General features: G+C 42.4%; 12 protein-coding genes and 1 pseudogene. 7 read left to right on the plus strand and 6 right to left on the minus strand.

Annotated features, from left to right (window positions below):
- Positions 1-15 precede the first annotated feature (15 nt).
- From ACFE93_RS23645 to pcrA, 3 genes are all read left to right on the plus strand, one after another.
- Positions 16-180 carry a hypothetical protein gene (locus tag ACFE93_RS23645; RefSeq protein WP_375476808.1) on the plus strand — a complete coding sequence of 55 codons (165 nt, stop codon included), beginning with the start codon at positions 16-18 and terminating at the stop codon, positions 178-180.
- 174 nt (positions 181-354) lie between these two features.
- On the plus strand, positions 355-1,059 hold the full coding sequence (locus ACFE93_RS23650; protein WP_375476810.1) for a glutathione S-transferase family protein: 705 nt from the start codon (positions 355-357) through the stop codon (positions 1,057-1,059).
- Between the two features lie 138 nt (positions 1,060-1,197).
- On the plus strand, positions 1,198-3,522 hold the full coding sequence (pcrA, locus tag ACFE93_RS23655; protein ID WP_375476812.1) for a DNA helicase PcrA: 2,325 nt from the start codon (positions 1,198-1,200) through the stop codon (positions 3,520-3,522).
- A 654-nt stretch (positions 3,523-4,176) separates the two neighbouring features.
- Here pcrA and ACFE93_RS23660 read toward each other — a convergent pair.
- Positions 4,177-5,115: an MBL fold metallo-hydrolase gene (locus tag ACFE93_RS23660; RefSeq protein ID WP_375476814.1), complete on the minus strand. Its 939-nt coding sequence runs from the start codon at positions 5,113-5,115 to the stop codon at positions 4,177-4,179.
- 217 nt (positions 5,116-5,332) lie between these two features.
- On the opposite strand from ACFE93_RS23660, the pseudogene ACFE93_RS23665 reads away from it, so the two are divergent.
- A pseudogene (locus tag ACFE93_RS23665) lies at positions 5,333-5,503 on the plus strand (DUF4351 domain-containing protein); the annotation flags it as partial.
- 154 nt (positions 5,504-5,657) lie between these two features.
- On the opposite strand, the gene ACFE93_RS23670 reads toward ACFE93_RS23665, so the two are convergent.
- From ACFE93_RS23670 to ACFE93_RS23685, 4 genes are all read right to left on the minus strand, one after another.
- A complete protein-coding gene (locus ACFE93_RS23670) occupies positions 5,658-6,128 on the minus strand; it encodes an AAA family ATPase (RefSeq protein ID WP_375476832.1) in 471 nt (156 codons plus the stop codon).
- 6 nt (positions 6,129-6,134) lie between these two features.
- The gene (locus ACFE93_RS23675) at positions 6,135-6,356 is read right to left on the minus strand and encodes a hypothetical protein (RefSeq protein ID WP_375476816.1); all 222 of its coding nucleotides are present in this window, start codon (positions 6,354-6,356) and stop codon (positions 6,135-6,137) included.
- A gap of 266 nt (positions 6,357-6,622) precedes the next feature.
- Positions 6,623-7,156 carry a GAF domain-containing protein gene (locus tag ACFE93_RS23680; RefSeq protein ID WP_375476818.1) on the minus strand — a complete coding sequence of 178 codons (534 nt, stop codon included), beginning with the start codon at positions 7,154-7,156 and terminating at the stop codon, positions 6,623-6,625.
- Positions 7,157-7,160: 4 nt separating this feature from the next.
- Entirely contained in the window at positions 7,161-8,075 is a 915-nt protein-coding gene (locus ACFE93_RS23685) for a metallophosphoesterase family protein (RefSeq protein WP_375476820.1), read from the minus strand.
- Between the two features lie 308 nt (positions 8,076-8,383).
- On the opposite strand from ACFE93_RS23685, the gene ACFE93_RS23690 reads away from it, so the two are divergent.
- A complete protein-coding gene (locus tag ACFE93_RS23690) occupies positions 8,384-9,265 on the plus strand; it encodes a hypothetical protein (RefSeq protein ID WP_375476822.1) in 882 nt (293 codons plus the stop codon).
- An 83-nt stretch (positions 9,266-9,348) separates the two neighbouring features.
- Positions 9,349-10,179: a RimK family alpha-L-glutamate ligase gene (locus tag ACFE93_RS23695; protein ID WP_375476824.1), complete on the plus strand. Its 831-nt coding sequence runs from the start codon at positions 9,349-9,351 to the stop codon at positions 10,177-10,179.
- Between the two features lie 130 nt (positions 10,180-10,309).
- Here ACFE93_RS23695 and ACFE93_RS23700 read toward each other — a convergent pair whose 3' ends face one another.
- Positions 10,310-12,457, minus strand: coding sequence for an ATP-binding protein (locus ACFE93_RS23700; protein ID WP_375476826.1), 2,148 nt, complete (start codon positions 12,455-12,457; stop codon positions 10,310-10,312).
- 95 nt (positions 12,458-12,552) lie between these two features.
- Between ACFE93_RS23700 and cobN the strand changes: the two genes are divergently transcribed.
- Positions 12,553-15,853: cobaltochelatase subunit CobN (gene cobN / locus ACFE93_RS23705; RefSeq protein ID WP_375476828.1), on the plus strand; the 3,301-nt coding region annotated here is incomplete at its 3' end.

Below are 15,853 nucleotides of genomic sequence, written 5' to 3' on the forward strand. Positions count from 1 at the left end.
TTGGGTACGCAAGGAGTGAATAATCCTATTGGTGACAATACTTATTGGTTAGGTATTAAACAGCGACGATCGCAGAAAAAGTTAGAGTTTGTCCAGCATTTTTTGATGTTGGATTCCCCGTCGCTGATCTTACGACAGAAAGTGTCAGAAGAACTGACGATCGACCTATATAGCGTATAAAAAATTAACGTATTGTATGGGCAATTTATGAATTGCCTTGACACAAATTCTGTAGTTTTGGAAATTTTTGGCGTAAATCTTGTAAAGATAATGCTTGCTCAAATTGTGCTCGATTAGCAATAATCTAGGCTGAATCGTCAGGACAGTATAAAATTTTCAGGAATACAATCAATCATGCAATCAACAAAGATTAAGCTGTACGATTTAGCAGGGGCTGAGGACGATCGCCGTTTTAGTCCTAACTGCTGGCGCGTGCGGCTGGCTCTACTCCATAAGGGATTGCCCTTTGAAACTGTACCTTGGCGTTTTACTGAAAAAGAAACTATTGCCTTCTCAGGACAGGGTAAGGTGCCAGTAATAGTTGATCGCGAGCAACAAGTTGTTTACGATTCCTGGGCGATCGCTCAGTATCTGGAGGAGAATTACCCTAAGTACCCATCACTATTTGGTGGAGAAGTTGGAAAATCGTTATCCAGATTTACTACTGATTGGGTAGAAGCAATACTCAATCCTGAAATCGTGCGATTAATTATGACAGATATTTATTCGCACCTACACGAAAAGGACAAAGACTATTTTCGCCAAACACGCGAAAAGGTTTTTGGTGCAACATTGGAGGTAATCTCTGCCGATCGGGAACAACGAGTTGTCACCTTTCGTAATAGCTTAACCCCACTGCGTCGAACTCTCCAGCACCAAAGCTTCCTAGCTGGACAAACACCAGCTTGGGCAGATTATGTGGTGTTTAGCTCTTTTCAGTGGGCGCGTAGCGTTAGCCCATTTCCCTTACTTCTAGCAGACGATCCCATTTTTAGCTGGCGCGATCGAATGCTTGATACTTTTGATGGCGAAGCTCGTAAGGTCTTAGCTTATGAGTAACATTCTGGTTAAGAATATTGCCAATCTTTGTTGACCAAGTTTCGTTAGGATATTGTAACCTGGGCAATAGCAACTCTCTATTGATGTGACGCCAGGCGACGCCGAATAGCCCGTCGTAGACATCGCTTTTTCACATCCATGACAACAACTATCGACTTTCTCAGTCACCTTAACCCCAGCCAACGTCAAGCTGTCGAACATTACTGCGGCCCGTTGCTAGTTGTTGCTGGCGCAGGTTCCGGTAAAACACGAGCGCTGACTTATCGGATTGCGAATTTGATTTTGAAACACCGCGTTGATCCAGAAAATATCCTGGCGGTTACTTTTACCAACAAAGCCGCACGAGAGATGAAAGACCGTATTCAACGTCTGTTTGCGGAACAACTGGCAATGAAACAACACGGTAAGCGTTTTGATTTGTTGACAGAATACCAACAAACGCAATTGCGATCGCAAGTTTACAAAGACACGATCAAAGACTTATGGTGTGGCACTTTCCACAGTCTATTTTCTCGCATTCTCCGCTTTGATATTGAAAAATACGTAGACGAAAAAGGACGCAAGTGGAATCGCAATTTCTCTATTTTTGATGAATCAGATGTTATAAGTCTAATCAAAGAAATCGTTAATAAAGAGCTAAATTTAGACGATAAGAAGTTTGACGCCCGCTCTGTTCGTTACGCTATTAGTAACGCTAAAAACCAAGGTTTATCACCCCAAGAATTTGAGCGAGATCAACCCAATTATCGCGGACGAGTAATTGCCCAAGTTTACAATTTATATCAAGATAAATTAGCACAAAACAACGCTCTCGACTTTGACGATCTAATTCTCGTACCTACGAGATTATTTCAACAAAATGAGCAAGTATTGGGTTACTGGCATCGCAAGTTTCGCCATATTCTCGTAGATGAATATCAAGATACTAACCGGACTCAGTATCAACTTATTCATTTATTAGTAACTAATGGCGAAACCAGAAAGAGCGAATGGGAATGGCAAAATCGCTCAGTTTTCGTTGTCGGTGATGCAGACCAATCTATTTATAGCTTTCGGATGGCAGATTTCACCATCTTGCTAGGATTTCAGGAAGACTTTGGCGATGGTTTGGTAGATGATGACACCCGAACGATGGTTAAGCTGGAAGAAAATTATCGTTCTTGTGAAAACATTCTGCAAGCTGCTAATGAACTGATTGAAAATAACACCCAACGGATTGATAAAGTCCTGAAAGCGACGCGGGGGCCGGGTGAGCAAATTTCTTGTCACAAAGCCGATGAAGAACTTGCAGAAGCGACATTTGTGATTAATCAAATTCGCTCTTTAGAACAGCAAAATCCAGAATTGAACTGGGGTAGTTTTGCCATACTTTATCGGACAAACGCCCAATCTCGTCCCTTTGAAGAGTTGTTGGTGAAATATCAAATTCCTTACACAGTTGTGGGGGGAATGAAGTTTTACGATCGCAAAGAAATTAAAGATGTCGTTGCTTATTTAAGAGCGATAAATAACCCAGCTGATACAGTCAGTTTATTACGAGTTATTAATACTCCCCGGCGGGGAATTGGTAAAACCACAATTGATGCTTTGGTAAATGCCTCTCAGCAATTAGGGACAACTTTGTGGGAAATACTCAGCGATGAAACATCAGTTAATACATTAGCTGGACGGGCGACAAAAGCTGTAAATAGCTTTGCCGAAATGATTAGCCGTTGGCAAGGACAAGTCGCTACGCTTCCGGTAACTGAGGTTTTGCAAGGAATATTGGAAGATTCTGGTTACGTTCAAGACTTGATGAATCAAGGCACAGATGAAGCTACAGATCGGGTACAAAACGTCCAGGAACTTTATAACGCTGCACTGCAATTTCAAGAAGAAAACGAAGAGGTTTCCCTACGAGACTTTCTGAGTAGTGCCGCTCTCAGTTCCGATTTAGATAACTTAAAAGAAGGGCAAACAGCCGTTTCTTTGATGACTTTGCACGCTTCCAAAGGTTTAGAATTTCCTGTAGTATTTTTAGTGGGATTAGAACAAGGGCTATTTCCTGGCTACCGTTCCCTAAGCGATCCCGCATCTTTGGAAGAAGAACGCCGCTTATGTTATGTAGGAATTACTCGCGCTCAAGAAAGGTTATATTTATCACACGCCCGTGAACGCCGTTTGTATGGTTCTCGTGAACCTGCTGTGCGATCGCAATTTCTTGACGAATTACCAGAAGAATTATTAACTACTCAACGCCTGAGTCGTCAAACTTATACTAAAAGTGCCTCTACTCCGAATGGAAAACAAGATACAAAGCAGAATTGGCAAGTAGGCGATCAAGTATTACACAAAACTTTTGGACTTGGTGAAATCACTCATGTCTTCGGAACGGGTAGTAAGATGTCTGTAGCTATTAAATTTGCTAGTTTAGGACAAAAAATTGTTGACCCCAGAGTAGCGCAGTTGCAACGAGTAGAGTAAGAGGTTATAAACAGACCAAATAGACTTTGATGGTGCGTTGCTACAGAACAAGCTGTGTTAACTACAGAAGAAGCATTTGTAACTCCAGAACATGCTGTAGTAACTAAAACTTGTTCATTTGTAACTCCAGAACGTGCTGGATTAACTAAAACTTGTTCATTAATAAGTTAGGAGGAAGTTTTATTAACTAAAATTCCTATTTTACTTATCATTTTTGGACTTGTTATAATTAATCATTAAATTTATTCAATTCAACTTTAATTTTACTTATCTTAAAACGAGTTATTTGTAACTAAAACACCAACATTTATAAGTTGAGCTTAGGTTGTATTAACTCTAGCTTTAAGGTTTTACCCTACCCTAACCCTCCCCTTTCTAAGGCTACGGTGTACACACAAGTCGAAGTAAACTACTAGGGGAAGAGATTTGAGGGTGCAAGAGAGAGTGGAAGAAAATCAAGATTTAGGAGTGGTCAAAGCCTTACGAAAACCAGTCTCCAAGCTCGATTTATCCCCTTTTCCCGCACCCTCTTGATAAAAGTGCAATTACCTTACCCTCTCACAAATGGCTACTGCCATTGCTTGAGCCAGCGACGCCGAAGGTGTTCGCTGGAGCGCGTGGTTAAGTACGTTTGTCGAACTAGGGATTTGTGAATTAGTCCTCGAAAAACTTCCAGTGATAGCTTGCCCCGTCTCGTGTGACCCGGCCGACAGATGAGGCGGGGAAGTGGCTGCTGAAAAAGAGTGCGCCGTTTTCTGCGGCATAGTCCAGCAGCCTGCGGCGCGAAGCCCGCGCCGCGTTGGGAAACTCGCAAAACATCGAGACTAATTCCGGGTGAGACATCTCCAGTGGATGATGCACGATGTCCCCACCAAAAATCGCCTGCTCGCCTTGTGAGGAGACCGCAATCGCAGCGTGGTCGATGCTGTGCCCCGGTGCCGAAAGGAATCTGATTCCCTCCAGCACCTCGCCTTCATCGACGGTGATCTGCCGCAGACGGCCCGTCGGTTCAATCGGAGCTAGGCTGTCTTGGAAGACTCCATCTATAGGTGTTCGGATCGGTTCGCCCAACCCCGCCTCGGTTCGTGCGGACTGAATCGCTGCGTCGTCCTTGGCCGCAAGCGCCGCGACGTAGCGCCACTCCAGCCCAGAGCAGAGAATGGTGGCATTCGGAAAAGTAGGCGTCCAGCAGTCGTCCACCAATCGCGTGTTCCAACCTACATGATCGGCGTGCAGATGGGTAAGCAGAACATAGTCGATCTCTTCAGGCCGCGCCCCTGCGGCGAGGAGCCGCGCGAGGTAAGGCGTGCGCAGATGATCCAAAGCCTTCAGCTTTGGCCTATTTTTGTCATTGCCGCCACAGGTATCGATAAGGATTGTTTTGCCGCCGCCGCGCAGGAGCCAGCTATGCACACTGAGCTTCACCTTTCCCGTATGACGATCATAGGTGCGCGAATCCATCGCTGCTGGAGCTTTGGCGAGCGTGTCCGGTTCAATCTCCGGCAGGAGCTGCGTCAGCGCGAAATCATCCAAGTCGAGTTCCCACACTTTGACCGCAGTCAGGTTTCCTATTCTGTATTCACGATTTTCCATAGTTTAACGTGAGTTCAACGGAACTAAAAAATGGCAGGAGGTAGTGCAGGCAAGTCTTTTGGGTAAATATTAATAGATGGTTTTTTCGATAAATAAGTATAAGCTGTCAAACCTGTCATCAAATTAACCAAAAAGTTAAATGCACTACGATGCCCTTGAATGTTCTATTTGACCGGAGGCGGAGCGTCTCCGGCTCCACACATATTTTTGAGATGGTCAAGGACAACAAGACTTAATTATACGTCAACTAAATCGTCATCTGGGTGAGATTGATGTATCGTTGATTGAACGAGTCAGAGGATTATCTCTTGAGCAATTGGAGGGGTTAGGAGAGGCGTTATTAGATTTTTCCGTTGTAGCGGTTCTAGTGATACGCATTCCACAATAGCAACAGATATATCCCTGTTCCTTCAGTAAAGCATCATGTACGACAGGTTTTTCTGGTGTTTGAAAATTATCATCCCAGCTAGGTTTCCAATCATCATTTTCCAGAGCCTTCCAATTGGTAAATTTTTCTGGTTCCTGGTTCTTTTTGATGTGCTTCATCGGTTGAGAATTTCCTTCCACCGAATAAGTACATCCGCTTTAACAAACTCTGGCTCATCTGCTCCAATTTCATTAGCCAATTGTTGACGTAATTGCCTAGCACCTTCAATATTTCCAGCATCAATTAGTCGAAAAAGCTCTAAAAGACTTTCCTTAATTTCCTGCGGACGTTCTGGAACACCCATGAGGTCTTCTAAAATACGATTGCTGTCTTTCCCAAAGGAACTTTCTGGTTTTTTAGCAACAACACCTTCGTTTGTTTTTTCTAAAATGTAAATTCCTTCCGGCTTAACTTGGCTAATTACTTGAGGTGAATGGGTAGTGACAATAAATTGGCAATTGGGGAATGTTCTTGTCAAAGCCGGAATAATTTTTCGTTGCCATTTTGGGTGTAAGTGTAACTCAATTTCATCAATTAAAACAACACCACTACCTTGGAGTGGATCTGATAAACTAGGGTTAGCGATCGCTAATCATCTTGCTAAATCTCCCACCATTGCCAGCAAGCATTTCTGCCCATCAGAAAGCTGATTAACTATGAGTTCCTTATTTTGTTTTCTGACAGTCATTCGTAGAGGAGAACGACGAACACGTAAGTTATAAAAATCAGGAATTAACGAATATATAGCTTTTCGTACTGCTTCTAGCTGTTTATCTCTGTGAGCAGGGTTATCTCGCCGTTCTTCGTTCTCCAAATCTTCCCGTTATTTAAACCATTGAAATAAGTGACCAAAATTAACACTTATTCCTGTTAATGCCTTGTCATAGGCATATAAATATAATTGAGCTAAATCTTCCTTGATTTTTAAAAGAATATCAAAAACTGCTCGATATTTCATCAAACTCCAACGTCAAATCGCCGATTCCACGGAAGGATTGTATTTTCAGGCGCTTGACTTTCATAGTTTTAACAACGCTGAACGTAATTTAATACAGCTAAGAAATTGGTAAGAAAAAACAGCTAATCAAAAGCAGACTTGACATAAGAAACTGCAAAAGGTGTGATTTTTTCGACGAGATTATTAATCACTCCTTGTTCATATTCAGTCCAAATTCTAGGATGACCAAAAATGCATGGTTGTAAAATTCCCCAGAGTTGACCATTCTGGCGGATATGAGCATGAATAAGGGCGCGATGTCCAAAATTCTTCTGCTCATATTCCCGATTTAAAACTTGAGAATCAGCTGTTTCTACATCTTCTACAAAGATTGAAGGTTCAGCACGTAGCGCAGCGGCAAACATCGGATCTTCATCTACTAAAGTTGGCGATTGTGCTGCCCATTCTTCATTATAAACAGTAGGTACATCTGGAGTACGAATCCAACAAAAGGCAACTCTACCAAGGTTATTCTGTGGATTGTGCAGGTATAGAAAACATCTATCAGACTGTAAAAAATCGCCTACAGCTGGTAACAGTGCAGAAAATATAGCCTCTAGTGTTTGAGATGATTCTACAATATTGGCGATCGCAGAAGGAAGTTCTTGCCCAGTCATACAACTAAACTGATTTTAATTGAATAATCCCTTTATCAAAAATGCGATTATTAGTAGCGATCGCACTTATTTCTATTCTATCTTTATACACTTCATAAGAGGCAAAACTTAAGTCACTGGTAGAATATCCTGTCCACTCAGAACGCCCTACAGGACGATTACCTGCACCTGCACCACAAATTAAGTAAGTTGTACCATCAATAGCACGAGTGCGTTCATAATTATGTTCGTGGCCATTGATGTAAAGTTGAACGCCGTATTTTTGAAATAGGGGAGTAAAAGTTTTAATGAAATCTGGATTATTCCCATACTGACCTGATGAATAAATCGGATGATGACCAAACACTACTTTCCAAGGAGCATTGCTAAGACTTAATTCTTTTTCTAACCAAGATAGCTGGTTTTTCCAATCAGCATTACCGTTAGTATCTAAAGCGAAAAATTGTACAGTTCCCCGGCGAAATGTATAGTAACGTCCCTTCATATTAAAGCCAGCATACTTGACTTGTGGATCGCCATTGGCAGTACGAATATCGTGATTACCTAAACAAGCCTGAAATTTCACACCTTGCTTGAGCAAACCTTGATAGGGACGCTCAAAAACTGCATTAATTTTCTCAATTTCGCCGTTATTGTAAATGTTGTCTCCAGCTAAAACGACTAAATCATAAGGATTTTTCTGATGATATGCATTCATCGCTCCAGCTACAGCATACTGTCCTTTAGCCCCAGTTCCTGTATCTGCTACAGACACAAAACGTAATAACAAGTCTTTTTTGGCTGGGTTGGCGGCTATAGCTGTTGTTGAATCGCTAATATCAGCACTTTGATGATTTTGACGAAACGTCCAGCCTAAAAATCCTGCACCAATGGCGCTGAGGCTACTTAAAAATAAAAATTGACGGCGTTTCAGGTTCATAATTCACTAAATTTAATAAATAGTCAGTTTAACTGAAAGAATGTACATTAAACAATTCGTAGTTCGTAATACTCGCCAAGGCGTGAGAAGCAAGCTACGTAATTCGTAATTATGTTTTGTAACGAGGATTTAACCCCGACTAACATACAAGTCGTCTATAGAAACGGGGGTATGAACTTCTATTCAATTACGAATTACGAATTAGTAATTACGAATTATGATCAAGTGATACATTAAGGCAAAAGAAGGCAGCACCAGTAATAATGTACGTTGTTTGTCTTTGATTCGCTGCTTTTGGTGAAAGTTCCATGTCACAAGACAATCAGTCAAAACCGACGGATGAGCAGATAACTCAACCTCCCCAAAAACCTTACCAGAGAGTTCAGCCATTTTGGAAGGCTAAAATTATCCAGCTTCTCCAAGGGACGATTGGGGTTTTAGAAGTAACGGTGGAAAAACTGGAGACACCACCCCCACCTGGTACTGAGGAAAAACCTGGTTTTTTTCAGCAGCTTCAGTTGTGGTGGGGTGGATTGTTAAGGACAATCCGCTTGTTTTTACCATCAAATTTGTCAACAAAGTTATCAGATACAGCTTTGACGGGAATTGTTACTGGAATTGCTGTAATTCTCGTTTGGACAACTACGACTATTTTTACTGGTAAACCTACGGAAGTAGCAACTGTTCCTCCAGTTGAAGAGGTTCCCATACCAACACCAACGGTAACTACTCCACCGGAATCAGTCGCACCAGAACCACAGCCGCCAGAGGAAATTACGCCGCCGCCCGAAGTACAAACTACGCCACCAACGCCGGAACCAGAACCAATCCCGACACCAACGCCAATCCCGACACCAACGCCGACACCAATCATAGAATTGACACCTGAACAAGCCTTGATTGCGGCTATTGAAAATCAGGTAGTTGAAATTAGCGATCGCATTGCCTCTGGTCTGATAAAGTCAATTCAAGCCAACTTCCGCACTAGCAATCTAACTGTCCTTATTAGTGACGATTGGTACACTCTCAAAGAATCTCAGCAGGATAAGCTAGCTGCTGAGATATTACAACGCTCTCAAGAACTTGATTTTACTCATTTAGAAATTATCGACTCCCAAAATAGGCTAATAGCTCGTAACCCGGTTGTTGGGACTGAGATAGTAATTTTTAAACGGCAAACAGCAAGTTAAAATAATTCGTAATACTTGCCAAAGGTGAGAAGCAAGCTACGTAATCCGTAATTCATAATTTAGACGTTTAACTTTAAGTATTTATGTTAGACAACGTTTCGCTATTACTCAAAGCTTGTGAAAACTTAAACATCAGCTATGAAATTATTCATCCTTCTGAAAACTTAATTAAAATTAAATTAAATAATAAACTGCATTATTTTTGTAACTATACCACTCCGTTAATTAATCAAGCAGTAGCACAGCTTATAAAGGACAAAGAATACACTTACCATGTTTTAAATAAAAACGTTAAACTTCCTCGGACAGTAGGTTTTCTTTCTCCTTTTTGTGACATTCAATATAAGATTTACTTAAAATTCCCAACTATTCAAGATATTGTATTAGAAATCAAAAAAAAATTTGAAACTCCAGTAATTGTTAAAAGGAATTCTGGTTCGAGCGGACATAACGTCTTTTTATGCCATAATCAAGATGAAATTGAAACTGCTTTAAAAGAGATTTTCAATATAAATCATAAGTATGATTATGTAGCTCTTGCTCAAGAATTAATTTCTATAAAATCTGAATATAGAGCAATTTTCTTAAATAAAGAGTTAGTTTTGCTCTATGAAAAAGATATAACTGATGCAAAATTTGCGGGTAACCTTAGTCCTCTGCACTGGGATGGTGCGAAAGCAAAGTATATCAACGATCCACAAATATTGTCAGATATTGCTAATTTTGCTAAACCAGTTTTTGAAGAATTAGACCTTGATTATGGTGGTTTAGATATCGTATTAGACCGAGATAACAAATATTGGTTAATTGAAATTAATTCTCACCCAAATTTTAGCATTTTTACTAGAGACAATGGAGAGAAGCATGTGTTGAAAATTTTTGAAAAAATGCTAATTAGCCTAGCCTCAAAATAAAAAATTCACTACTTTGATTAGCTAACATATCGGTTTGCACTTGAGTACAATACAGACCTAACTTCCAATCCTAACCCTTGTAGCGTTGGAGAATAAGACTCAAAGGCTCCAAATTCCAAACTCCTAACTCCTAACTCACCACTCTCATTGCCTGAGTTGGTATCCATACAGTAAAAATAGAGCCAATACTTACAGTTGATTCTACTTCAATTCGACCTCGATGAAGTTCTACAAGTTGTTTAGTTAAAGCTAATCCAATTCCAGTGCCTTCGTAGCGGCGGCGATAGGGTGTATCAAGTTGCTGAAATTTCTCAAACAGTAATGGTAATTGTTCTTCAGGAATGCCAATCCCGGTATCTTCAACTTGAAAAATAGCAGTATTATCTTCTACCCAAAGACGTAAGATAACGCTGCCACTTTCAGGGGTGAATTTAATCGCATTAGTTAACAGATTCCAGAGAATTTGTTCTACTCGTTCGGCATCGCCGATAAAGCGATCGCACCTGGGATTGATTTGCAAATCAAGTATGAGATTAATTTGTTCGCTTGTTGCTTTTTTTTGCAGTGATTCTATAGCATTTTCGGCAACATTCACCAAAGAAAATTCCGAAATGTTTAAAGCTGTCTTACCAGCCTCGATTTGCGATAAATCGAGGATGTCATTAATCATTTCTAATAAATGTTCTCCACTATCGTGGATTTTTTGCAGATAACCCCGTTGTCGTTGACTCAATTCACCCAAAGGCCAGCGTAATAACGTCGAAGACATCCCAATAACATAAGTTAAAGGCGTGAGCAATTCATGACTGATAGTAGCGAGAAACTCACTTTTGATCCGGCTAGCAGCTTCAGCAGCCAGGAGAGCATCACGCAGAGCCATTGTGCGCTCAATAACTCGTTGTTCGAGATTTTGTTTTTCTTGGGTGAGCGTTTGCATTAACTCAGCTTGGTGAATAGCGATCGCTAATTGTTCTGCGATCGCAACCAGCAAGTTTTTTTCGCTATCATTCCACTCGTGAGGGCGATCGCACTGATGAGCAATCAGCAATCCCCACAGATTCTCCTCAAACATAATCGGTGCAGCCAACTTAGCCCTAACTTGGCATTCCCTTAAAAAATTCAACAAACACTCTTCCAGAGCATAAGTTTTTTCGACATCATCCACAGCTAAAGTAAAGCCTTGGCGATACTTCTCCCAACACTGAGAGGTGCGGATAAAGCAATTTTTTTCCGTGTAATTCAACACCGATGTAATAGCATCTGTAGCACGGGATTCATAGACAATATAACCTCCATTCTTTTGGCAGTCTTTTAGTAGAGGTTGATTATTAACTGATACAAAAGGCGAGTGTTTACCGTTGTTATCGTGTATAGAAAAATAGATTTCAACAGATTCCCTAACTGATAGTTCCATATCTGTTGGTAGTGCCGTTTCATTGAGGGGAATAATGTCAGAATCGTATTGTTGAGCCTTAACTTGGGAACCTGCAAATTTATAGATTACTAATCTGTCTAATTCTAGAAACTCACGCACCTGTGTAATTGCCGTTGCCATAATCACGGGCAAATCCAGGCTTTTGCGGATCTGCGTTGTTACCTGATTTAATAGCCGCTCTTGGGAAATCTGTTTTTTTAAAGCATCTTCTACTGGCTGACAGATATAAACTGCCGGCCCAATTGGGCTTGGATCTGCTATTATTTCTTGGTTTGGCTGAGTTAGGAGATATTCTAATAACAACAGCGAGAATTGACTTTGGAGCGTAGCATCATTAGGTCTAATAATTTGTCGATAGCGTTCGAGATTTTGGTGAGTATAAGAATCGCACTCAAACAAGTCTCTCAATTTGTAGATAAAAGAAGCGATCGCCTCCAAATTAAACGTCAACTGAGCATTGAGTGCTAAGTGAGTGCTGTTAGCGGTAGCGGGGCGTTTAGCCCGTGCTGAGTGCTGAGTGCTGAGTAGGGAATTAGGAGTGCTGAATGCTGAGTAAATTTCTTGCTCCTCTGCTCCTCTGCTCCCCTGCTCCCCTGCTTCCCTGCTCCCCTGCTCCTCCTCAAAGTTTCCTACCAAGAGTGCACTAAACTGCTCAGAAACCACTAGCGTAAACCTTTGCTTTTGCCACTCCACAGGTATGCAAATCCGCACCAGCACAGCTTCTGTTAGTACCAGAGCGGCACTTTCCACCCTTTGAGCCATCTGTTCTAACAACTCCCCAAGCTGATTAAATACAACAATAGGCAAGGTTCGAGAAAAGCTCAAATCAGGAGAACTAAGCATTTTCAATCATTTTGGTGAGAGAGGGCTAAATCCGGGGAAAAAAGTTTGTTTTGATTATTTACTAACCAACAATTTTAAAACGGTAAGACAGGATTATGCATCGTATAAGTAGCACATCGGGTGGATGGAATCAGTCAGAGGGTTTAATTTTTTTAGAACAAACTCCAGCGCCTTTCGTATTGATTACGGCTGCTGATACCGACATTCAAACCTTGGCAGCTGCGGTTACAAAGTTACCTGTAAGCTTTCCGGCATTAAGAGTCGCCAACCTTTTGCAGTTGCAGCAACAATTAAGTATAGATACTTACGGAGAACAAGTTTTAGAACATGCCCAAGTAATTATTTTGCGCCTGTTAGGAGGACGCTCCTACTGGGGTTATGGCTTAGAAGTAGTGCAAGAAATTGTACAACGTAATGGTAGAACCCTTATTGTAATGCCAGGGGATGACGCTTTTGATCCCGATTTAATTTCCCAGTCTACCGTGCCCTTGGGTATTGTGAACCAGGTATGGCAGTATTTTAGCGAAGGCGGCGTAGAAAATTTCGTTAATGCTCTGCAATTTATCTCTGACAGTTGCTTGTTAAGTGCATACAATCCCCTGCCACCGCGGCCAATTGGGCGTGTGGGATTGTATGAGTGGGGAGTGGGAGAGCAGGGGAGCAAGAAATTTACTCAGCACGGGCTAAACGCCCCGCTACCGCTAACAGCACTCAATGCCCCATGCCCCATGCCCAAAATCGGCATCCTTTTCTACCGCGCTCATTATTTAGCGGGAAACACTAAAGTAATTGATGCTTTATGCGAAGCTTTGGTACAGAAAAATTTACAACCAGTGCCAGTATTTGTTTCTTCATTGCGCGAACCAGATGTACAAGTTGAGTTGAGTGAATTTTTCCAACCTAAAGAAGCTGAATCAATCGCTGTGCTGCTAAATACCACCAGTTTTTCTCTAGCACGCTTGGAAAGCGAAACACCCCAAACCGACCTATGGCAAAAATTAGATGTGCCTGTGTTGCAGGTAATCCTTAGTGGCGGATCAATTGAGCAGTGGGAGTCACAATTTCAAGGGCTTTCTCCCCGCGATATTGGGATGAATGTGGCGCTACCAGAAGTAGATGGGCGGATTATTACTCGTGCTGTGTCTTTTAAAGCATTGCAAACTCGTAATCCTGATTTAGAGACAGATGTGGTAATTTATGAACCAGTGAGCGATCGCATCGAATTCGTTGCTAAACTAGCAGCAAATTGGGCGCGTCTACGTTCTAAACCACCCCAAGAACGGCGAATTGCCCTAATTTTGGCAAACTACCCCAACCGCAATGGCCGCCTCGCCAATGGTGTGGGACTGGACACCCCAGCTAGTTGTGTAGAAATCCTGCAAGCTTTACATCAGGCTGGGTATGAAGTAGAAAATCCACCTGCTCAAGGAGACGAGTTGATTCAACGGCTGACAGATGGTGTAACTAACGATCCGGAAGGTAGAGAATGGCTTCCGGTACACCAAAGTGTTTCTTGGGAAGAATATCAAGAATATTTCGCTTCATTACCGCCAGCAGTGCAGCAGGGTATTAGTGAAAGGTGGGGAAATTTAGAGCAAGGGAGCAATCAAGAATTATTCCCCCTTGCCCCTCTGTCCCCTTCCCTCTCTGCCTCTATCACCGTTCCCGGAATTCAACTCGGCAACATTTTCGTGGGAATTCAGCCAGCAAGGGGTTATGATAATGACCCCAGTTTGAATTATCATGCGCCGGATTTAGAACCAACTCATGCTTATTTAGCTTTCTACTATTGGGTCAGAGAAACTTTTGGTGCTGATGCTGTAGTTCATGTGGGAAAACACGGAAATCTAGAATGGCTACCGGGTAAAAGTGTGGCTTTGTCCAGTAACTGTTATCCAGAAGTGGCTTTTGGCGCACTTCCCCACCTGTACCCGTTTATTGTCAATGACCCTGGTGAAGGTTCCCAAGCCAAACGTCGCGCTCAAGCGGTAATTATAGATCACTTAACGCCGCCGATGACTCGTGCGGAACTTTACGGTTCTTTGCAACAGTTAGAAAATTTAATTGATGAGTATTATGAAGCAGACAGTTTAGATCCTTCGCGTTTGCCAGTGATTCGCGATCGCATCCACGAACTGGTAATCAAAGAAAATCTCCATCTAGATTTAGGAATCCAAAATGAAACAGAAATTTTTAATTCTGAATCTTTAATTTTGAATTCTATCGGTGGCTATCTTTGTGAATTAAAAGAAGCCCAAATCCGCGATGGGTTGCACATTTTTGGGCAATGTCCCCAAGGACGGCAATTAAGGGATTTAATAGTAGCGATCGCTCGCATACCCAATCGCCATTCTTCAGGTATTACCCGTGCCATAGCTGAAGATTGGGGTTTAGACTTCGACCCTCTTACAGCAGATTTGTCAATGACTAGTGGTGAATACTCAATAGTCAATGGCACACAATGCCGCACCATCGGCGATATCGTCGAAGTCTTAGAAGAACACGCCGCCCTCCTAGTAGAACAACTAATATCTTGTACAGACGCGATGAATCGCGTCTCCCCCCCCAGCACAGACGCGATGAATCGCGTCTCTACATGGATACGCGATCGCCTACTTCCCGCTTTACAAAAAACTCCCGAAGAAATCACCCATTTATTACACGGACTCGATGGCGGATATGTCCCCAGCGCTCCATCTGGCGCACCCACCCGCGGCCGCCCAGAAGTTCTCCCAACAGGGAAAAACTTTTATTCTGTCGATATTCGCGCCATTCCCACAGAGACAGCTTGGGATATCGGCAGAAAAGCCGCTGAAACCCTCGTAGAATATTACACTCAAGAGCATGGTGAATATCCCAAAACATTAGGTTTATCAATGTGGGGCACAGCCACCATGAGAACTGGCGGTGATGATATAGCTGAAGCTTTGGCTTTACTTGGAGTTCAACCTGTATGGGATGGTGCAGCACGGCGAGTAGTGGATTTTGAAATTTTGCCCCTAGCGATTTTGGGGCGTCCTCGTGTAGATGTCACCTTGCGAATTTCGGGATTCTTCCGCGATGCTTTTCCCAACTTAATTGACTTATTCGATCAAGCAGTGTCAGCAGTAGCAGACTTGGATGAACCGCCAGAACAAAATCCCCTAGCGGATGCAGTTCGCCAAGAAACTGATTTGTGGACAAGCCAAGGATTAACTTTAGAAGCAGCCGTGGTGCGATCGCGTTATCGCATCTTTGGTTCTCGTCCAGGTGCTTACGGCGCCGGACTCCAAGGTTTAATCGAATCGCAAAACTGGACAGATGACGAAGATTTAGCCCGCGCCTACATTAACTGGAGTTCTTACGCCTATTCTTCGGGAAACTTGGCAGGGGAGCAGGGGAGCAGGGGAGCAGAGG

The sequence above is a fragment of the uncultured Nostoc sp. genome (assembly GCF_964247315.1).
Lineage (GTDB): Bacteria > Cyanobacteriota > Cyanobacteriia > Cyanobacteriales > Nostocaceae > Nostoc.